At 42.4% G+C, this 20,513-nt stretch carries 21 protein-coding genes; 14 read left to right on the top strand and 7 right to left on the bottom strand.

What is annotated here, in order from left to right:
* The first annotated feature begins 248 nt into the window (after window positions 1–248).
* The gene (locus tag V7K61_RS00200; protein ID WP_335049847.1) at window positions 249–2,015 is read left to right on the top strand and encodes an FAD-dependent oxidoreductase; all 1,767 of its coding nucleotides are present in this window, start codon (window positions 249–251) and stop codon (window positions 2,013–2,015) included.
* A gap of 107 nt (window positions 2,016–2,122) precedes the next feature.
* Complete coding sequence (patX, locus tag V7K61_RS00205) at window positions 2,123–2,350, top strand: heterocyst-inhibiting protein PatX (RefSeq protein ID WP_335049849.1); 228 nt, start codon at window positions 2,123–2,125, stop codon at window positions 2,348–2,350.
* An 808-nt stretch (window positions 2,351–3,158) separates the two neighbouring features.
* Here patX and V7K61_RS00210 read toward each other — a convergent pair.
* The gene (locus V7K61_RS00210; protein ID WP_335049851.1) at window positions 3,159–4,058 is read right to left on the bottom strand and encodes a ferritin-like domain-containing protein; all 900 of its coding nucleotides are present in this window, start codon (window positions 4,056–4,058) and stop codon (window positions 3,159–3,161) included.
* A gap of 354 nt (window positions 4,059–4,412) precedes the next feature.
* Here V7K61_RS00210 and V7K61_RS00215 point away from each other — a divergent pair, with 354 nt between their 5' ends.
* Window positions 4,413–4,613, top strand: coding sequence for a hypothetical protein (locus tag V7K61_RS00215; protein WP_012411649.1), 201 nt, complete (start codon window positions 4,413–4,415; stop codon window positions 4,611–4,613).
* Window positions 4,614–4,735: 122 nt separating this feature from the next.
* Here the strand turns inward: V7K61_RS00215 and glnA are convergent, their stop codons facing one another.
* Window positions 4,736–6,160 carry a type I glutamate--ammonia ligase gene (glnA, locus tag V7K61_RS00220; RefSeq protein ID WP_335049853.1) on the bottom strand — a complete coding sequence of 475 codons (1,425 nt, stop codon included), beginning with the start codon at window positions 6,158–6,160 and terminating at the stop codon, window positions 4,736–4,738.
* A gap of 357 nt (window positions 6,161–6,517) precedes the next feature.
* On the opposite strand from glnA, the gene apcB reads away from it, so the two are divergent.
* Window positions 6,518–7,027 (top strand): allophycocyanin subunit beta, encoded by a 510-nt coding sequence (gene apcB, locus V7K61_RS00225; protein WP_335049856.1) that lies wholly within the window; start codon window positions 6,518–6,520, stop codon window positions 7,025–7,027.
* A 3-nt stretch (window positions 7,028–7,030) separates the two neighbouring features.
* Here apcB and V7K61_RS00230 read toward each other — a convergent pair whose 3' ends face one another.
* The gene (locus V7K61_RS00230; protein WP_335049858.1) at window positions 7,031–7,159 is read right to left on the bottom strand and encodes a hypothetical protein; all 129 of its coding nucleotides are present in this window, start codon (window positions 7,157–7,159) and stop codon (window positions 7,031–7,033) included.
* Between the two features lie 73 nt (window positions 7,160–7,232).
* Here V7K61_RS00230 and V7K61_RS00235 point away from each other — a divergent pair, with 73 nt between their 5' ends.
* The 4 genes from V7K61_RS00235 (at window position 7,233) to V7K61_RS00250 (ending at window position 9,367) form a co-directional block, all read left to right on the top strand.
* Window positions 7,233–7,652, top strand: a complete 420-nt coding sequence (locus V7K61_RS00235; protein ID WP_335049860.1) for an element excision factor XisH family protein — start codon at window positions 7,233–7,235, stop codon at window positions 7,650–7,652.
* Window positions 7,640–7,975, top strand: coding sequence for a XisI protein (locus tag V7K61_RS00240; protein ID WP_335049862.1), 336 nt, complete (start codon window positions 7,640–7,642; stop codon window positions 7,973–7,975). The genes V7K61_RS00235 and V7K61_RS00240 overlap by 13 nt, the downstream gene beginning before the upstream one ends.
* Before the next feature lie 138 nt (window positions 7,976–8,113).
* A complete protein-coding gene (locus tag V7K61_RS00245; RefSeq protein ID WP_335049889.1) occupies window positions 8,114–8,548 on the top strand; it encodes a DUF29 family protein in 435 nt (144 codons plus the stop codon).
* A complete protein-coding gene (locus V7K61_RS00250; protein WP_335049865.1) occupies window positions 8,549–9,367 on the top strand; it encodes a TlyA family RNA methyltransferase in 819 nt (272 codons plus the stop codon).
* Here the strand turns inward: V7K61_RS00250 and V7K61_RS00255 are convergent.
* Together V7K61_RS00255 and V7K61_RS00260 are read right to left on the bottom strand one after the other, a co-directional pair.
* Window positions 9,364–9,621, bottom strand: coding sequence for a Calvin cycle protein CP12 (locus V7K61_RS00255; RefSeq protein ID WP_334836355.1), 258 nt, complete (start codon window positions 9,619–9,621; stop codon window positions 9,364–9,366). The two genes, V7K61_RS00250 and V7K61_RS00255, sit on opposite strands and share 4 nt — an antisense overlap.
* A gap of 316 nt (window positions 9,622–9,937) precedes the next feature.
* Window positions 9,938–11,335, bottom strand: a complete 1,398-nt coding sequence (locus V7K61_RS00260) for a GTP-binding protein (protein WP_335049868.1) — start codon at window positions 11,333–11,335, stop codon at window positions 9,938–9,940.
* Window positions 11,336–12,283: 948 nt separating this feature from the next.
* Between V7K61_RS00260 and V7K61_RS00265 the strand changes: the two genes are divergently transcribed.
* From V7K61_RS00265 to V7K61_RS00290, 6 genes are all read left to right on the top strand, one after another.
* Window positions 12,284–14,920, top strand: coding sequence for an EAL domain-containing protein (locus V7K61_RS00265; RefSeq protein WP_335049870.1), 2,637 nt, complete (start codon window positions 12,284–12,286; stop codon window positions 14,918–14,920).
* 73 nt (window positions 14,921–14,993) lie between these two features.
* Window positions 14,994–15,914: a histone deacetylase family protein gene (locus V7K61_RS00270; protein ID WP_335049872.1), complete on the top strand. Its 921-nt coding sequence runs from the start codon at window positions 14,994–14,996 to the stop codon at window positions 15,912–15,914.
* 637 nt (window positions 15,915–16,551) lie between these two features.
* Window positions 16,552–16,689, top strand: a complete 138-nt coding sequence (locus V7K61_RS00275; protein WP_335049874.1) for a hypothetical protein — start codon at window positions 16,552–16,554, stop codon at window positions 16,687–16,689.
* A gap of 177 nt (window positions 16,690–16,866) precedes the next feature.
* Window positions 16,867–17,313, top strand: coding sequence for a tellurite resistance TerB family protein (locus V7K61_RS00280; protein ID WP_335049876.1), 447 nt, complete (start codon window positions 16,867–16,869; stop codon window positions 17,311–17,313).
* A gap of 151 nt (window positions 17,314–17,464) precedes the next feature.
* Complete coding sequence (locus V7K61_RS00285; protein ID WP_335049878.1) at window positions 17,465–18,820, top strand: UDP-N-acetylmuramoyl-tripeptide--D-alanyl-D-alanine ligase; 1,356 nt, start codon at window positions 17,465–17,467, stop codon at window positions 18,818–18,820.
* Window positions 18,817–19,365, top strand: a complete 549-nt coding sequence (locus tag V7K61_RS00290; protein WP_335049880.1) for a GNAT family N-acetyltransferase — start codon at window positions 18,817–18,819, stop codon at window positions 19,363–19,365. Before V7K61_RS00285 ends, V7K61_RS00290 begins: the two co-directional genes overlap by 4 nt.
* A 38-nt stretch (window positions 19,366–19,403) precedes the next feature.
* On the opposite strand, the gene V7K61_RS00295 is transcribed toward V7K61_RS00290, so the two are convergent.
* Window positions 19,404–19,733 (bottom strand): hypothetical protein, encoded by a 330-nt coding sequence (locus V7K61_RS00295; RefSeq protein ID WP_335049882.1) that lies wholly within the window; start codon window positions 19,731–19,733, stop codon window positions 19,404–19,406.
* A gap of 205 nt (window positions 19,734–19,938) precedes the next feature.
* A complete protein-coding gene (locus tag V7K61_RS00300) occupies window positions 19,939–20,340 on the bottom strand; it encodes a fasciclin domain-containing protein (protein WP_334716527.1) in 402 nt (133 codons plus the stop codon).
* Between the last annotated feature and the right edge of the window lie 173 nt (window positions 20,341–20,513).

The raw sequence follows: 20,513 nt of genomic DNA on the forward strand, positions 1-20,513 counted from the left end.
TATCTTTGCATACAGATGTGTAAAATGCAAGACCCTTGTACCTCACCAAGGCAAATATGTAATATTTCATACGTAATTGTGGTAGTACATTTTCAGGGTTTGTAGTCAGCACTTTAGTGCTTAGAAAAGTCTTCTGAAACTTGACAAAAGCTGATTTCTAGAGGTGAATTATAAACTCAGCTGATAAAAGTAGAGCCAAGGATCAACCGAAATCAGCTAAATAGCTAACCCTGGTGGAGGATTTGGTCATGGTTCATCAGACATATACAGCTGATGTCTTAGTTGTTGGTGGAGGAACCGGAGGGACTGCGGCTGCTATCCAAGCGGCGCGACGGGGAGCGAAAACTATTTTGGTGAGTGAATTTCCTTGGTTGGGCGGGATGCTTACTTCGGCTGGTGTATCTGTACCTGATGGCAACGAATTAGAAGCCTTTCAAACGGGGTTATGGGGTGCCTTTTTGCAGGAATTGCGACAACGACAGTCGGGAGGATTAGATAACAGCTGGGTAAGCTTTTTTAGTTACGATCCCCGGATTGGGGCAGAGATTTTTGCCGATTGGGTGCAGGAATTGCCCAATTTGCAGTGGATTTCGGGACAAGTACCTTTAGAAGTCTTCCGACAAGGTGATTCGATTACTGGTGTGCGCTTTGCTGATTTTGCTGTCACAGCCAAGGTTATTCTCGATGGCACAGAGTTAGGAGATTTATTGGCTTTAGCTAACATACCTTACCGCTGGGGCTGGGAATTGCAATCGGAGTGGGGAGAACCCAGCGCCCCAGTGACTTTTAACTCTTTAACCCAAAGATATCCTGTGCAAGCGCCCACTTATGTAGTCATTATGCAGGACTTTGGTGAAGCCGTTGCCTCAGAGATTCCGGCTGCGCCTAACTATAATCCATCCCAGTTTACAGGTGCTTGGGACGGTTATGGAGCAGAGACATTTTTAAATTATGGACGTTTGCCTGGTGGCCTATTTATGATTAATTGGCCAATCGGTGGCAATGACTACGGCGAAGGGGTAGGGAGGTTGATAGAGTCAGATGTATCCAGAGGTGAATTCATCCAAGAATCTCGCTGGCACAGCCAAAATTTTGCTCACTTTATCCAAAAACAGCTTGGTCGTCGCTATGGTTTAGCAGAAAAAGTATTTCCTCACACCTCTACAGCTTTTGCACTGCATCCTTATTACCGAGAAAGCCGCCGCTTGGTGGGGCTAACTACTATACGAGAACAGGATATTTTGCCGATCGCAAAAGGTAGAGTTGCATCTATATTTAATGATGCGTTCGCCCTTGGCGTTTGCGAAGCAATCGCAGTTGGTAATTACGCCAATGACCATCATTATCCTGGTGTTCAATTCCCACTGCAACCTAAATCGATCCGCTGGGGAGGACGTTGGACTGGAACTCCTTTTACAATTCCCTACAGTTGTCTAATTCCAGCCACAACAGATGGTTTCTTGGTCTGTGAAAAAAATATTTCTGTCTCCCACATTGCCAATGGCGCTACCAGATTACAACCTGTGGTTATGGGCATTGGTCAAGCAGCAGGGATGGCAGCGGCGATATGTGTCGAATTAAACTGCCAGCCAAGAGATTTACCTGTTAGGACGCTGCAAACGGCTTTATTAGAAGATAATCGCTCAAAAGCGCTAATTATTCCTTTCTTTAATCTTCCCCCCAATCATTCGGATTGGCGGCACTGGCAACTGTATTACTTAGATAACCCACAAGCTTATCCAGTTAATTGCGATTGCCCTTGCCCATTGGGGAAGGCATTAATTCAGGAAAGTAACTGTTTTACAGGCATTTTTTACCGCTTGGAACAGCAGGAATACAGATTCACTGTCACAGCACCAGCCACATATCAAGGGCAAAGCTGGCAGCTTGTGACTTTGCGATCGCATATCAACGAGCAATTACGCGCTTATCCCCACGAACAATTAGTTACATTGTGGGGTCGTTACAATCACTCTGGCAATTGGTTATTAGTCGAACATTTAAACGGACGGTAAAAGGAGTTTATTTTCAGTAAAACAGAATACTTTTTGATGAATTGTCCGGATATTAATCAAAAAGCTAAGTATCAGTGAAGTGGAGAGTTCCAAAATAGACATTTGCTATGCGTGCTGCCATTTCACTTTTAATATCGAGTCTGGTGTTCGGCCCCTTAGCTTTTAACCGCCAAGCAATGGTCAATCACTTATCAACAGGGCTGCCTTCCACGCCTACTTCGGAACAGTGGCTCTCGGCGGCATCTGAACAAGCTTCAGATGATGCGCCACGTCATCGCGGTAGTGGGCGCAGAGAAGTGACACAAAAAGTCCGAAATATCTATGCTGTGGTTTAATTACTGTAGGGTAATACCTCTTTTCCCAAAGGAACAGAATTACCAGAAAACAGGATGTTGTGCTAACGTCTTTGACACAGCTTTTCTGGCAGAGATATATACAGTTGACACACGAAAGTCTTCAGCGATCGCTTAGTATTTCAACTGCAAACTTTGTATATATAATAGTTGGTCTTAATCCTGCCGCTCAAAACGCAAATCAAATTAAGTGCTTTGATCGATAGCATTACCAACTCCTCAAAAGCTCTACAACTGTTGCTCATATTCGCTAGAAAGCTTTGCATCTCAATCCTCAACGATTCTAGAAATAGATGTTACTTAGGCTATCAGTTAATCTAAAGTACATCTAATTCAGACATTTTGCTTGTTGAGGAAATAGTCTTAAGGCAACTTCACTTTATTCCCCAATAGATTTTCTTCTCATACATTCAGTAGCTGATTATCTACATAAGCAAGTAACCGATCTTCGCTCTGACATCTGTTTAGCGTCTTTTGCCGAAGCATAAAATCCCTTTCGTTTCATTTCTTGCTTATCTAGCGTATGGATTCACATAAGTAGTATAGGTTTATAGCAGTTGCTAACAAATCTACTATTCTTTACCTACTTTTGCCCCTTGGTTCGTTCTCTTCGTAGATGCCTCCCAACAAAATAAGTGTTAAGAAGGATCTGCCAGATCGTCTTAGTCTTTTTAACTATTTTACAATCCAAGACCAGATGCAAAGTTTTGCATTTGGTCTTTTTAGATGAATTTTACTTAAAGAAAAGGGAGTGGGGAGCAACCCTCTGCATCTTGTGCCCAATGCCCTTTTACACCGTTGTTTTCTTGCGGTTATTTTCTCTTCCCTGGATGCCGTTGAGGAACATTGGCACAAACTTCTCGATAAACGTCTGTGGATCTCGCTGCCAAGCCTTTTGTGCAGCTTGAATCCTAGTAAATTGCAACTCCGGCGCTAGCAAAGTCTGGGGTAAGCGTTCCATCAGGTATTGAGGACGTTGCCAAAGCGGCATGGTATTTGCGACTTCCATCAGGTTGGCAACTCGCCGTAGTTCTGCACCCAAGGTGATATCCATTCCCGATTCAAACGCGGCTTGTTCGATTGCGGTATATTTTCGCTTGGCTTGCTCTACCTTTTGCTGATGTTCTGGACTTTTACGCGCAAGTTCTCCTAGCCAGCGATTACCCCAGCGGACGTGTCCTGCTTCCTCTGGGAGAATTTTTTCAATCGTTTCCCGAATCTTGATGTTTTCTTCTATCTGCGGTGCTTGTTTAAGCGCATGAATGTGAGCAGAGAAATACTCACAGCCCCGTTTTTCGGTGACGTTAATTGCGGCAAGGGAAGAAATCACAAAATCTTCGAGGTTTTGGACTGGATCTTGTTGTTCGCTATCGAGTAGGCGTTCAAATTCATTGATATATGAGGAACCGGGCGGCTTACCAATATCTGCTCCCAGGTCTGTCAACAAGTCAGTTAGCCACATGGCATGACGAGCTTCATCTGAGATGTGATGAGACAAATCCCGCACTAGTTCTCGCGGCTGTCCATTTAGTTGTTCAATTAACTCAGTCAGGTCTTTGCAACTGCGTTGTTCGCTGTAGCGGTAGCGGTTGAGGGTAATTAGATGGATTTCGCGATCGCATACCACCCGTTTTAATACATCTCTTGCACTCAAAACATTCTGAAATTTACGCGGGTAGGTAACTGTCATAAATTATGTAAATTTTTGTAAATCTTTATTTGATAGTAACTTAATTTTTGCGAGTGCTGTATTTGTGCCGCTTCACCGAAAAAAAGAGTAAAAGTTGAACTTAAGTGTAAATAAAAGTAACGAATAAATGTTCAGTCTTGGGTAAAGTGTGTTTTTAAGGTCAGACCAATCTGAAGCTAGATGATTTTAGCTATCAAAAGTGGATTGGAGAGATTTTCCCCCAAAGCCGGAAAATTGTAGGCAAAACAAAATATAAATTTTTGTAAAAAGTAGCTTATGCTACAGAACTTTTGTTATATTAGTCTTGTGAGAAAACAAAAATTATATATTCACGAAATAGAGAGGGCTATGGTTATGTCTATTGCAGATAAATCTCGTGCATTAATGGTGCGTGAACACCAACAAGTCAAGAATCGCCAACAATCAATGCTGATGCGTGCGGCACAAGAACTAGGTCTTCCTGAAGAAGTATCTCACTACTGGAACCCGATTCAAGGGAAGGTAGATGCTAGCAGTCGGATGATTTATGGCCCCAGCCATGCTTCTATGAGCTAAGTTTCAGGAGTCATAAGCTGGATTCTTTGAGTGAATGTCTGAACTGATAAATCTGAAAAAAAAGCCACCCTCTACTTTAGGGTGGCAAAACTTATTACTTTTTAGTTAGATACGACTCTTCATTAAGCATCGTAGTAGAGGTAAAACTCGTAGGGATGAGGACGCAGCTGCAACTGTTTGACTTCGTTACCTAGCTTGTAGTCAATCCAATTTTCGATAAAGTCTTCCGTGAAGACGCCTGATTCTGTCAAAAAGGCGTGATCTTTTTCCAGTGCTTGCAACGCCAATTCTAAAGAACCTGGAGTTGAAGGAACCTTTGCTAGTTCTTCTGGAGAGAGTTCATAGATATTCTTATCTAAGGGTTCACCAGGATGGATTTTGTTCTTGATGCCATCGATACCAGCACAAAGCATTGCAGCAAATGCCAAGTAGGGATTAGAGGTAGCATCTGGACAACGGAATTCCAAACGTTTAGCTTTGGGGTTAGTACCAGATAGAGGAATACGGATAGAAGCAGAACGGTTCCCTTGGGAGTAAGCCAAGTTAACAGGAGCTTCATAACCAGGTACTAGGCGCTTGTATGAGTTGGTACTGGGGTTGGTAATTGCCAATAACGCTGGTGCGTGTTTGAGTAGACCACCAATGTAGTACAAGCCCATATCGCTCAAACCAGCATACTTATCGCCTGCAAATAGAGGTTGGCCGTCCTTCCAAATGGACTGGTGACAGTGCATTCCCGAACCGTTATCACCAAAAATTGGTTTTGGCATGAAGGTGACGGTTTTGCCGTATTTCTTGGCAACGTTCTTGATGACATATTTGTAAATCATCAACCAGTCAGCCGCTTCGATCAACTTCCCAAAGCGGAAACCCAATTCGCACTGACCACCAGTAGCAACTTCGTGGTGATGCTTTTCAATGGGCACACCTAGTTCTGCCATTGTCAATAGCATCTCTGTACGGATATCTTGGAAAGAATCCGTCGGTGCAACTGGGAAGTAACCTTCTTTGAAGCGTGGTTTGTAACCCAAGTTGGGTTTGTTCTCTGTACCGGCTTTACCGGAATTCCAAGCACCTTCTTCAGAGTCTAAGAAGTAGTAGCCTTCGTTAGCAGTTTGGGCAAACCTGGCACTATCAAAGATAAAGAACTCAGCTTCAGGACCAAAGAAGGCTGTGTCACCAAGACCAGTGGAAACCAGATAATCTACTGCTTTTTGGGCAATAACGCGTGGGCAACGATTGTACCATTCGCCCGTGCGGGGTTCTTTGATACTACAAATGATACTTAGTGTTGGCACTTCCATGAATGGGTCGATCCAAGCAGTGTTGGGGTCGAGTACCATCGTCATGTCCGATTCGTTGATCGCTTTCCAACCCCGAATGCTGGAACCGTCAAAAGGTACGCCATCAGTGAATGCAGTCTCATCGATTTGGTTTTGGTACAGTGTGAGGTGCTGCCAAGTCCCTACGGTATCGATGAATTTGAGATCAATCAGCTGAATTTTTTCATCTTGAATTCTCTTCAAGAGTTCTTGTGGTGTTGTCATTGTTACTCCTTCTCTACCAATTTTCTAAAGTAAACCAGAATCTTCCAAAGCATCCTAACCCTGCTGATCTCAATCAGGCCGTGACACACCAGAAATATCTTAAATACTAGACATTAGCGGATTTTGTAGCTTGTACTACAGATATCTGGATTATCAGGTTATATTAACCTTTCGGCGTTCATCTGCACAAAACTGGAAAGTTCATCATATAGGGGTCAACTTTGACATAAAATCCTTATGTAGTGGATAGATCGTTTTTGTGCCGAATCTATTTTTAATAGCACAAAAATTTACTGGTGCATAAGTGCAGCCAAATAAATATCAAACCATAAATAGCAATGATTGGGAGAAGAAGGAATGCGCGATGCGGTAACAAGTTTAATTAAGAATTATGACTTAGCTGGTCGGTATTTTGACCGGAATGCGATCGATAGCCTGAAGTCTTACTTTGATAGTGGTACAGCAAGAGTACAAGCAGCGGCGGCAATCAATTCTAATGCGGCTGCACTTGTCAAGCAAGCTGGTTTAAAGTTATATGAAGAACTGCCAGAATTGATTCGTCCTGGTGGAAATTCTTATACGACTCGTCGTTATGCGGCTTGTCTGCGGGATTTAGACTACTACTTGCGTTACGCCACCTATGCGCTAGTTGCTGGAAACACAAATGTATTGGATGAACGAGTGCTGCAAGGGCTGCGGGAAACTTATAATTCTCTAGGAGTGCCTATTGGGCCTACTGTTCGCGGTATCCAAATTCTCAAGGATCTGATTAAGGAACAAGTAGCAGCAGCAGGTGTGGTTAATACTGCTTTTGTAGATGAACCATTCGATCACATCACACGCGAGTTGAGCGAGACAGATATTTAGATTTTAGATGGGCAAGGTGTCTGCCCCGATAGAAACATAAATAGCGATCGCACTTTGGTTTAATGGAGCGATCGCTTTTTTATGAACCCTACTAGGCGTTGAGAAGAGCTTTATCCAAGTTTTCGCTGCCAAAGGGCAACATCGCGCCTCTGTAAAAATAATTTTGCTAGATTAAAGCTGTGTTTTTGGAACTATCTTTCGACTAATGCCAGCCAGAGACATCTACCACGCCGCAGTCATTAAAGCACTTATTGCAGATGGTTGGACAATAACCAACGATCCCTTATACCTGGCATACGGGGGTAGAGAACTTTATGTAGATATTGGAGCAGAAAAAGTTACTATTGCTGCTGAGAGAGACGATCAAAAAATAGCTGTTGAAATCAAAAGTTTTCTGAGTCCTTCTCCCGTAAATGACCTCCAGGAAGCTGTAGGACAGTATGAAGTTTATCGTAGCGTACTTAAAGAACTACAACCAAAACGCCAACTTTATTTAGCAGTTCCCAAACGGGTTTATGAAGGTATATTTGCCGAACGCTTTGGTCAGCTAATTCTTAATAGTATAGGAATAAACCTAATTGTCTTTGACGAGCAACTAGAAAGGATTATCAGATGGATAAGCTAGCTCGGTATCGTGAAATTATTCGTCAGTTGATATTTGACTATGCTAGTCACAAGCCTGCTAACGGTCAAATAGAGACAGAAGCAGTCATTGATTTGGAGCGAGACCACTACGAAGTGTTACACATTGGCTGGGATGGAGTGCGCCGCGTACATGGTTCGGTGGTACATATAGATATTATTAATGATAAAGTGTGGATTCAATATGATGGTACTTCCCAGCCAGTTGCAGAGGCATTATTAGAAGCGGGTATTTTGCGCGAAGATATTGTCTTGGGTTTCCATCCTACTGAACTACGGCAATACACTGATTTTGCTGTATCTTAATTATCTGAATATTGTGTATTTGCAAAGAATAATATACTAAGTAGCGATCGCTCCTAGATGAAATGCATTAGCTTATCTTATCTGTACTATAACCGTCATAAGCCACAATAGAAGTTGCCGATGTTTGAGGCGCTGATTATGGAAGAATTATTAACTCTGAAAGACTTGCTTGTTAAGGGCGATGTTCAAGGAGCATTAATTATAGTTGAAGAATTAGAGGAAATGAGCCGAAATGACATAATCAAGACGATTCGTAGCTATGCAGTGATTTTATTGTTGCATTTGATTAAACAACAAGCTGAAAATCGCACGACTCGCTCTTGGGAAGTCTCAATTCGCAATTCGGTTCGGGAAATTCAGCGGGAAAATAAGCGGCGTAAAGCGGGGGGTTATTATCTCACGCCAGAAGAATTGTTAGAAACCTTAGCAGAAGCCTATTTAAATGCCATTGATGAAGCAACCCTTGAAGTAGAAGAAGGTCGTTATGAGTCAGAAGAATTAGAAAAGCTGGTTAACCAAGAAGAAATTATCAATCGTGCTTTGGCTTTAATCTTACCAGGAGAGTCTAGTTAATTGGCTAAACAGCGACTCGACACACTATTAGTAGAATTAAATTTATGTTCTTCTCGCGCCTTAGCACAGCGGCTAATTCAGGCGGGGGAAGTTACTGTGAATCAGCAGTTAGTTGATAAAGCTGGTACAGAAGTTGATATTACGGCTCAAATAAATATTAAAGAGCGATCGCCTTTTGTTTCTAGAGGCGGTGAAAAACTCTCCAAAGCTTTGTCAGTATTTGCCATTCCCGTAGCAGAACGCATTTGTTTAGATGGTGGGATTTCTACTGGTGGTTTTACTGATTGTCTCTTGCAAGCTGGAGCAAAACAAGTTTACGGTATTGATGTCGGTTACGGACAAGTTGACTGGCGGTTGCGAAACGATCCACGGGTGATTTTGCGGGAACGCACCAATTTACGGCAACTACGACCAGATGAGTTATATGGTGCAAATGACCCGATTCCTGATTTGGCGGTGGTTGATGTATCGTTTATTTCTTTAACTAAGATTCTGCCTGCTTTGTGGCAACTAACTCAAGCTAACCGAGAAGCTATATTGTTAGTCAAGCCACAGTTTGAAGTCGGCAGATCCCGTGTGGGTAAAAAAGGTGTTGTGCGCGATCCAAACGACCAAGCTGATGCCATTTTCCAGGTGTTGCAAGCTGCCCACGAATTAGGATGGAAATACAAAGGCTTAACTTGGTCGCCGATCACTGGCCCGGCTGGGAATATCGAATATCTGCTGTGGTTGGGAATGGAAAGTGAAATACCATCACTTGATTTAGAAGCAATTAAGCAAATAACGCAATCAGCAACAACTGATTTACGGAAAAGTTAAACGTCGTAGATCAAACATTCTACGGAAGCTGGATGGCGATCGCAATAATTTTCCAAAGAGGTTTTGTTTGGTTTTGCTTGTTGTTGATGAGCTTTCTCAGCTTGTAATTCTTCTACAATGTCCCAAGCTACAGCACAACCAGCAGAATCGCTCCCATCAAGCTCACAAGTTGTCCGGGCTTCAGTAATGGCTTCAGTAATGGCTTCTTCAAGATTTGCTGCCTTAGCAGTTTCAATTTTTAGGGTAGTTGTCATGATCATTTCACCTTTAATTTACACAGAGAGATATTAGAGGATAGGGGACAATACGGTTCAGTTAAGGGCTAATTGTACAAAATTGTGGGTTTTCGAGACGCGATAAATCGCCGTCTCTACAAGTGTTTTGGTCTTAGCTGAACTGTATTGGGATAAGGGATAGTTTTATTTCTATTTCCTATAACCTCTACCCTGTAACCTGTACCCTTAATCTTGCATCCCAAATTCGGAATGTCAGTCAATTGTCAGAGGAGTTTGATAGAAGTTGATAAACACTTATAAACGGTAACAAATGCTTAACAAATCTTATTTATTCTCAATATTTTATGCCTAACTCTTGTCGCAGACGATACAGAATTGTATTTTGGTCAACTTGAGATAAAATTTCTTGAATGACACTGCTAGCGCCCAACTGTCCCCAAGTGCAGCCTTTTTCGAGATACACTTGGGCAGCTTTGCCAACGGAATATGCGCCATAACCGGCGATACCAGCTTGAGCGATCGCACTGCCAGCAAAAGCAGTAATATTGCTGGGATTGTCACCACTAGTGATTGCAGCCGTAGTTTTACCTAAACCCAAAATAAAACTACTACCTAGCTCTCCCAGTAGCAAGCCACCAGAACTAAATAAGATCGTTTTTAAAATTTTTCCGGCTTCATAGCTAGTCATCGGCAAACCATATAATCTAGCGAGAGCGCGAATTAAAGCTAAATCAGCAACAGTTCCGCCAAGGATATCTAAAAAGGCGATGGGATTGAGCATTACTGCCAAGGCTTTGTATTTGGTAAATTGCCAGATAATTTCTTCGGCTTCCTTTTCGCGTAAATCGATGGTTTTTTGAGCGATCGCGGCTTCTGCATCCCGTGCTTGGATGAGTGCATTTAAAGCCAGAAGCGATCGCCCTTCCCGATTCAGAATATTCAGAATTATCTCTTTGAGTTCGTCTACTTGCGGTGGTGGTGTTTCCCATTCATAAGTTACACGCCCATCAGTCCATTCAACCCGGACTTCCATTGCTGCTGGTTCCGCTGCCACCATCACAATTTCATCAGGTAGTAGAGGTTTCGCTTCGGGATGTCCGGCACCTAGTTGTTGTAAATTTTGGTAAATTACTCCTTGGTCTGTATCTGGGTAAAGGTCTATTTTGTTAAACACTAAAATCAGAGGTTTTTGCGATCGCCTTAATTGCAGCAGCGCTTGATACTCAGTGCGCGTGATATCACCAGACACGACAAACAAAATCAAATCTGCCTGATGTACTACTTCTCGTGCCATATCCGCCCGTGACTCCCCCTCAATTTCATCTAATCCAGGGGTATCAATTAACTCTACTAGTACCTTATCACTAGGCTGCCACCGCACGGAACGGGGCCATTGAGTGACACCATTCAGGGGCCCAGTTTGCAAAATCTTGTCTCCCAACAAGGCATTTAAAACTGCTGACTTTCCCCGACTCACCAAACCAAAGACGGCAATTCTAATGACGTTTGAATCTAGCTTATTGAGTGTGGCATTCAAAGCTTCCAATTCTGGTTTCATCAAACCTAGCAATTCTGGGTTAGATGATAACTGTCCTGACTTACGAAGATATCCATACCAAGAAAGCGCTTGTCTGAGACTGGCGCGGGCACGATTTAAGTGAGTTTCTTGCAGATTACGATAAACCGACATAATATCAACACTTTTAGCCTTCACTCTCTCTAAAATGCTCATCCAATGCTCAAAACACTTACTTTCAGCATTCGATTGTGAATAATAGGTATGAATTCGTACTCATTAACCATGCTTAACTAATACACCTCCTGCAAAAGTCCCTAACACCCCACCCCCAACCCCTCCCCGCAAGCGGGGAGGGGAGACAAAGCGTAGCTTTGGCGGGGTGGGGTTCTTTCTTATTTTTGATTTATGCAAGAGGTGTAATGCTTACTTTTTCAACCCCATTATCAGGGGAAGGAAAAGTTAAACATACCTCTCTATCTTATATCCCTAAGTTCTTGGACTAATAATCTATATATAGGACATAAAAAGTCTCTAACTTTATGAGGTCAGAGATTAGGTGTTTTATAAATCTTAAGAAAGATGTAACTAATGGATAGCTCCAAAGAAAGACTAACGCCAAAATATACACTTAGATCGGGGGCGTATTGGCTCCAGCTTTGTTCAGTTTTAGTCGGCTTTGAAAGCCTCTTATGTGACTCTCTTCTCTACAAGAGGTTGCCCCAACATGACGTTATGCCTAGCTTGCTTCCCTGTAAGGGTACAATTTTGAAATTTTAATTTTGAATTATCAATCTGGGTATCCTAAGAAAGACAAGGTTAGATGATATAGACGAAGGAAAAAACTTTATAACTTATGTATGAGTAGAGAAAAAAGCTATAATTTCTACCACAAAAACTGATTGAACAATTAGCCATCTCATTCCATAAAAAGAAGAGTGCTGAGTTCCGTTAGCGCTGAGTGCGGTCAATCAATGAAGAGAAAGGCTAGTCTACACCTTCATAACAATTTTGCGATGCCTGCGGTGGGCTACGGCTACGCAGATCGTGAGAACTTTGATTGAGCAAATCCCATAAGTGCAGCCTGAAATTCTGGACTTATAGGAGCAATCTTTTTCAGACTAAGACATAGATACTAATTATATAAGAATTTGAGGAACAGCCATGCAAGGAAATGAGCGGGAAAAAATACGCCATCTGTTGGTCATCCAAGACCTGGAAGGGCGGCGAACTGTCCCCTTGCGAGAGACTACTTATTCTCTGGGGCGGCATCCTGCAAACACTATTGTCTTGGCTTCCCGATCAGTATCAATGCAACATGCAATTTTATTGCGAGTAACTGTTCCAGAAACTGACCAATATGGCTTCCAGATTATTGATGGTAACTATAAGGGTAAAGGAAGTACTAATGGCTTATTTGTAAATGGCACTAAATGTTTTTCTCATAATCTTAGGCATGGAGATATCATTGCTTTTGGCAGTAATAAAGCTCAAGCTAAATATTATGCTATTTCCAATATTTCCGAACAAGCATTTTCTGAATCTTTTGATGTTGAAGACTTATCTGGTTTCTTTTCAGAGCAAGCCAGTCCTGCCAATCCGTTTCAAACCTTAGCCATCGATCCCAGCTTTGAAGCAGCTAGTGAGTCTGCTCTAGCTCGCCTAGCATCCTTTCCTGAACTCATCCCCAATCCAATTATTGAGATGGATTTCGAGGGAAGAATTACATATCTCAATCCAGCCGCAGCGACCAAGTTTCCCAATCTTAGGGAAGTGGGGACAGAACACCCAATCTTAACGGGACTCTTGATTGGAGTTAACAATCTAGAAAAAAATTCTTTTGTGCGCGAGGTGGAAGTAGGCACAGAAGTTTTTGAACAATCCGTACTCTATCTTCCTGAAAGTGATTTAATTAGAACTTTTATTATTAGAGATATTACAGAGCAAAAGCAAGCTACAGCCGAACTGCGCCAGCGCGATCGCTTGCTACAAGCAGTTGCAGAAGCTGCCAATTATTTGCTGGGAGAAATGAATTATGAAACTGGTATCGATCTAGCTCTAGCTGTAGTGGGTGAAGCTGCCAAGGCAGATCGTGCCTATCTCTTTCAGAACCATCTTCACCCTATTACAGAGGAAATGGCAGTCAGCCTACGGTTTGAATGGACACAATCTTGGATTGAATCTACCCACCACCATTGGCAGAATCAGCTTTATCAAGCTCCTGAATTAGCCCGTTGGTACACAGTTCTCTCTAGCGGCCAGTCGATTAGCGGCATCACTCAAAAATTTCCTGTCACCGAACAAGAATTCCTGATTCGAGATGGCATTAAATCCCTTCTCTTGGTACCTCTTCGCTTGGATAATGATTTCTGGGGGTATCTTGGCTTGGGAGACTGCACCTTTGAGCGTCATTGGTCAAAGCATGAAGAATCTACTCTTTTGACCATGGCCGCCAGTATCATTGGTGCGCGGCAGCGTCAGCAAGTGGAAGAAAAGATTCGCTATCAAGCCCTCCATGACTTGCTGACAGGGTTGCCCAATCGTCTACTATTTAATGAACTGCTAAGTAAAACTCTGCCCAACGCCACTCGCAATGGCGAAAGTTTAGCTGTGATTTTCCTCGATTTGGATCGCTTCAAGGTCATTAATGATACTCTGGGGCATACTCTGGGAGACCAATTGTTACAAAGCGTCTCTCAAAGATTAAAAGACTCACTCAGAGGTGGAGACACTGTAGCCCGTTGGGGAGGCGATGAATTTACTATTTTACTCCCACGAGTCAATGATATTGAAGAGGTAACTTTGGTGGCGCAGAGAATCTTACAAGCCTTAGAGGATGCTTTTCATCTTCAAGAGCATGAGCTTTATGTAACTGCTAGCCTCGGTATTGCCTTACTTGATAGCAACAGCCCTGACACCGAAACACTAATCCAGCACGCCGATGCTGCTCTGTACTACGCCAAAGACAAAGGGCGGAATAACTACCAATTTTATAGTGTTTCCCTGAGTGCTAAAAATCCTGAACTCCTGAGTTTAGAAAAGAGCTTGCGCTATGCCCTAGAACGCAATGAATTTACGCTTTACTATCAGCCTCGTGTGAACATTGCCACAGAAGAAATTACTAGTATGGAGGCTCTGTTGCGTTGGCAGCACCCAGAGATGGGATTGGTCGCCCCCAGTGTATTCATTCCCCTGGTCGAAGAAAGTGGATTAATTGTCCCCATCGGCGAATGGACTCTACAGACGGCCTGTAGCCAAAATAAAGCATGGCAAGATGCTGGATTGCCACCGATTAAGATCGCTGTCAATCTTTCTCTGAAGCAGTTCCGCCAACCCAAATTGGTAGAAACTATAGCTAGGATTTTACAACAAACAGGTCTGGAAGCCCGCTTTTTAGAATTAGAAATTATGGAAACCACAGCGATTGAAGACTTAGATTTTACCAGAAGGGTCTTAGAGGAGCTAAAACAAATGGGTATTTACATCTCCATCGATGACTTTGGTACAGGTCATTCTTCGCTCTCGCGCCTACAGCTTTTGCCACTACACAATCTGAAAATAGATAAATCTTTCATTCAATATTTGACACAGGATGCCAAAGTAGCTCATATTATCCAGGCCATAGTTACCTTGGGACACAGTTTGGGATTAAAGTTAACAGCCGAAGGGGTAGAGAAAGAAGAGGAATTGGAATTCTTGAAATCTATCAACTGCGAGGAGGTACAGGGCTTTTTATTCTACCGCCCACTTTCTGCACAGAAAGCAACAGAAGTTCTCGAAAGCAAACGACCAACGATCTAGTAAAAGGGAAAACTGTTTGTACCGGTGAGGATACAATAACATTGATCGTCCTGCTGCCGACCTTTTTCGTCCTATGCTACCAGTCATATATTCCGACGAATTTTTAGATCACAAGACTGGAAAATACCATCCCGAAAAACCAGAACGTTTAAGTGCGATCGCAAATGCCCTAAAAGCAGCTACATTTGCAGATAAAATCACTTGGCACTTGCCTACACCAGCATTAGAACAGCCATCGCTGATGTCTTCGTTGGTTAGAGCACATAGCCCAGCCTACATCAAAAAACTGTGGCAAATCGCTGCTAGTGGTGGCGGCCCTTTGGATGGAGATACGCCAGTTTCTCCACGCAGTTATGATGTGGCATTGTTGGCAGTCAGTGGATGGTTAGATGGAGTTGAGGTTGTGTTAGGGTCGGCTAATCCTGCTTTTGTACTAGCGCGTCCCCCAGGACATCACGCTGAAAGTGATGCAGGGATGGGCTTTTGTCTATTTTCTAATGCCGCGATCGCCGCTTTGTTTGCTTTAGAACAATCTGGAATTAACCGCGTCGCTATCCTTGATTGGGATGTGCATCATGGTAATGGTACTCAGTCTATTGTAGAAACTTATCCCCAAATTGCTTATTGCTCGTTACATCAATACCCTTGTTATCCCGGTACTGGCAGAGCTACAGAACGAGGTTTTCACAATAATGTATTAAATTTACCAGTACCCCCTGGTAGTGATATTGCAATATATCAGCCACTATTTGAAAAACAGGTAATACCGTTTTTAGCCAACTTCCAGCCAGATTTACTAATTGTGAGTGCTGGTTACGATGCCAATGCAGAAGATCCTTTGGCAAGTATCAATTTGCAACCAGAAGACTACGCTTTATTTACTGATTATTGTTTGGGGATAACTCGTAAAATTCTATTTGGCTTAGAAGGTGGTTACGACTTTGATAGTCTTTCTCAATCGGTTGTAGCGACGATTGAACGCTGCTTACTTTAAGCTTGTCTTGTTTATCCTATTCCACGACATACCTGATATATATATAGCGTTTCCTAATCACATGAGGTACATCTTAGCCCCCTCCTCGCTTGCGGGGAGGGGGTTGGGGGTGGGGTTCTTGTACCTCACAAGGGCCGAGAACCGCTATACCGACGATCGCAGTTACCAAGGGTAATAGCCTAAATTCTCTGCGAAGATTTGGGAACACTGAATACTGACGCGTTTATAGCTGACATAAAGTTATGAAAATTTCTCATAAACTGGTTGCAAGTTTTGTTGGTGTTTCCTTATAAAGGAGTGTAGTTGGTGCGGTTGCGATCGCCGACAATGGTTGTGCGATACCTGAAACAGTGCGATCGTGCCCAATGCCTTTCAGGAGTGCTGAGTGGGGAATCTCACTTCTTTACTCAGCACTGGCTCAACCTTAGCTTTCCGCTAACGCAACTGTTTTGCCCCATTCTCCATTCCCTTCTTTATAAACTTCATAGAATCTTCAGAAAGAAAAATTTTCAGCGGTGTTCTGAAAGAGCTAAAGTTTTGTTAAGATGCAATTGCTAGCAGTTTCTCAGCGAAATTCACCTATCGGGGTGTGGAGAAATAAAAAGCACAAGCAGCACAAATTCCAAAAGGTGAAGCAATGACCACCTATATTTTTTTCGATGAAGCCCTACGAATGCTGACCAACGCCTATTTGATATCAGGAGTACTGTTAATGGCAGCTTCTGGTATAGGTTTGGCGGTGATTGAGACAATAGAAAAGACAGGAGAACGCTAAGTTTACGAATGGCAACGTAGTTCCTGCCAAAAACCTTTGGATACAAGTGTTCGCCGTGAATAAATCCTGGGAACACTAAAGGATGAAAGTCTTATAGCGTTACAGTCCTACCTGTAAATCTACCAAACATACAGGTAACGGTAACGCTATTGGGACTCTAACCAAGGAGCTACTACAATGGGTCTATTCGACGCTGTGTTGGGTACAGAAAGCCAAACCCAAGCAGCACTCAATCCAGCGGAAGCTTTTGCTGTCATTATATTGACGGCAACGGCTTCAGACGGTTATCTTTCTATTGAGCAAGGAAATTCTATCATTTCTGTGCTGTCTCGGATGAAACTTTTTAAAAGTTATCCCAATGAAATGATGAACAGGCTGTTTGACAAAATCTTGGGCATTCTCCAGGGTGATGGCTTTAATGCTTTGTTTAATGCAGCCAAAGATTCTCTATCTCAAGAGTTGCGGGAAGCAGCTTTTGCAGTAGCCACCGATTTAGTCTTAGCTGAAGGTATTATACCTGAAGAAGAAAAAAACTTCTTAAATGATTTATATCAAGCTTTAGGGGTTTCTAGCGAGATAGCAATACAAATTGTGGAAGTAATCTTAATTAAAAATCGCGCATAGGGCGATCGAACATAACTTGTTATGCCCATTGTCCTTACTTGATTAAACTGTATAAGTAGCTTATAAATAAAGCGTGGCACGGAAGTTAAGCTTCTTTGCCACTATTTTTTGCTTTTATGATTTTGAACTTTAAATAAATTATCAATTGCTTATGCGTTGTTCTGCCACCCTAAACCAACTGGCTGAAGTTATTTTGGCCCATTCTGTAAACTTATCTGAAACTGCTTTAACACAAGTCACTAGCGGTATCCAAACAGATAGCCGTACCTTGAAGCCGGGTGAAGTATTTGTCGCTTTCCGAGGCGATAAGTTTGATGGACATGAATTTGTGCCAACTGCGATCGCAAAGGGTGCAATAGCTGCAATTGTAGATTTTGAATACGAAAATCCGGGATTTCCTGTATTAAAAGTAAAAGACACCCTCAAGGCATATCAAAAACTTGGCCGATGGTGGCGCGATCGCTTTAATATTCCTGTAATTGGTGTAACTGGTTCGGTGGGTAAAACTACAACCAAAGAATTGATCGCCGCAGTTTTAGGAATAAAGGGACGAGTTCACAAAACTTATGGAAATTACAACAACGAAATCGGTGTTCCGAAAACTCTCCTAGAACTTGGCGCCGAAAATGACTACGCTGTAATTGAAATGGCGATGCGGGGTAGAGGACAAATTGCCGAACTGACGCAAATAGCGCGGCCAACAATTGGAGTGATTACCAATGTGGGGACGGCACATATTGAGTTACTGGGTTCCGAAGAAGCGATCGCTGAGGCAAAATGTGAGTTGTTAGTCGAAATGTCTGCTGATAGTGTGGCAATTCTCAACCACGACAATCCCCTATTAATGGCTACAGCAGCGAAAGTTTGGCACGGAGAAGTTTTGACTTACGGCTTTTCTGGTGGAGATATCCAAGGGCAGTTAATTGATAACGAGACTGTGGAAGTCGCAGGAATCCAACTACCTCTACCTTTACCGGGTCGTCATAATGCCACTAATTTCTTGGCAGCTTTAGCGGTGGCAAAGGTTTTAGGGATCGATTGGGCAACCCTCAAATCAGGTGTGAATGTGGATATGCCTACAGGGCGATCGCAGCGATTTACCTTACCCAACGATGTGGTAATCTTAGATGAAACTTATAATGCTGCACCAGAAGCTATGATTGCAGCGTTGCAATTATTGGCAGATACACCCGGAAAGCGGAAAATTGCCGTATTGGGTGCAATGAAAGAATTGGGAGAGCGATCGCAGCAGTTGCACCAGCGAGTGGGAGAAACAGTGCGAAAGTTGAATTTAGATGGCTTGTTAGTTTTGGTAGATGGACAAGATGCCGAAGCGATCGCTCTTAGTGCCGAGGGTATTCCATCGGAGTGTTTTGCAACTCATGCCGAGTTGGTGGCTAGGTTGAAGACATTTGTGCAAACAGGCGATCGTTTATTATTCAAAGCCGCCCATTCTGTGGGACTAGATCGGGTAGTCAGTCAGTTACGTGCAGAATTTCCCAAATGATACCACTAGAAACTCAACGTCTCATACTACGAGATTTTGTAGAATCAGATTGGCAAGAGGTTCATAAATACGCTGCTGATGCTGAAGTTGTGCGTTACTTAACTTTTGGCCCTAATACCGAAGAAGATACCAAAAACTTTTTGCAAACAGAGATTTCATTGCAAAGTAAAGAACCCCGTCAGCATTTTGCCTTAGCGGTGACTTTGAAAGCCCAAAAGCACTTAATTGGTATATGTCGTATATCTGTTAAAGATACTGACAACAAAACAGGCTCTATTGGATACTCTTTCACTAAGCAATTTTGGGGTCAAGGATACGCGACTGAAGCTGTAAAAGCAATTATATCATTTGGTTTTCAGGAGTTAAACTTACACCGCATCTTTGCAACTTGTCATCCAGAAAACATTGCCTCAGCAAGAGTTATGCAAAAAATTGGAATGCAACAAGAAGGATATTTGCGACAACACCATTGGATTAAGGGAGAATGGCGAGACTCTTGGTTATATGCCATTCTTGAGCATGAATGGAGAGGCGTCTATGGATGATTATTCTGAAAATATCACCTATAGATGCCCGATAGACTTCAGTTGGAAAGACTAGGGCTGCTACTGTAGCGTCTTTGAAAAAGAATTGCTGCCAAATTAGTCACTAAACAGGTGATTGCTAGGCACAGCAAGATATAAGTAGGAGCCATCACCACGCCAATCATGAACCAAGTATATACGTGCAGTATCATTACAGAAGCGAAAAAGCTAGCAATTCCAGCAGATTGCCACACTTGATATGATGGGCGACGCAACGCTACTAGAATCATTGTTGAAATTGTGACAAGTAAGTTCGCTGGTACGAGAAATGCACAAATACTTATGCAGTTGCCGCGAGAGAACTCAGCTAGGGTGTTAAGATCGAGCATTAATTTATTGGGATAGATGTTAGCTTTTTAAGAATTTAATTTACTTGATTTTAAAAAAACGAAACATACATTAACATAAGAGTGAGTAATCACATTGCAAATATAACATAATTTCAACTATTGAGTTGCCTTTTGATACTACCAATAGTTAGTTAATTCTAAAGATTTTGGATAAGTAGGGTGGAAAGCACCCACCCTAGCTGAATTAACCTGGTAAAATTACCGTATCGATAACGTGTACCACACCATTATCAGCTTCAATATCTGCTGCTAAAACTGTGGCATTTTTAACTTCAAAACCATCAGAAGAATGAATTTTAATGGGTGAACCTTCCACAGAATTAACCGTACCAAGTTGTGCTAAATCAGCCTTTAGCAGCTTTCCTGGAACGACATGATACTTTAAAATCCGCGTTAGCTGGGGAATGTTTTGTAACAGAGTTTGGATAGTTCCCGCTGGTAACTTGGCAAAAGCATCGTCATTTGGTGCAAAGACAGTGAACGGGCCAGGACTTTTTAATGTTTCTACTAAACCAGCAGCTTGTACAGCCGCCACAAGTGTTTTAAACGACTCAGACGTAACTGCAATATCAACAATATCAGCCATATATCTTACCTAAATCTCTGCAAAAGATTTTAAAGGATAATAAACCTCTTTTAAGTTTTATTAAACAAAATCAATTATCGGCGTTGCATAAATGCGGGATGAATTAACTAAACACAGGTATTTCTCTATACTTCAAGTAATGGAGTAACAAGCGAATTGAGTATTTCAGCATA

The organism is Nostoc sp., from assembly GCF_036918015.1.
Lineage (GTDB): Bacteria > Cyanobacteriota > Cyanobacteriia > Cyanobacteriales > Nostocaceae > Nostoc.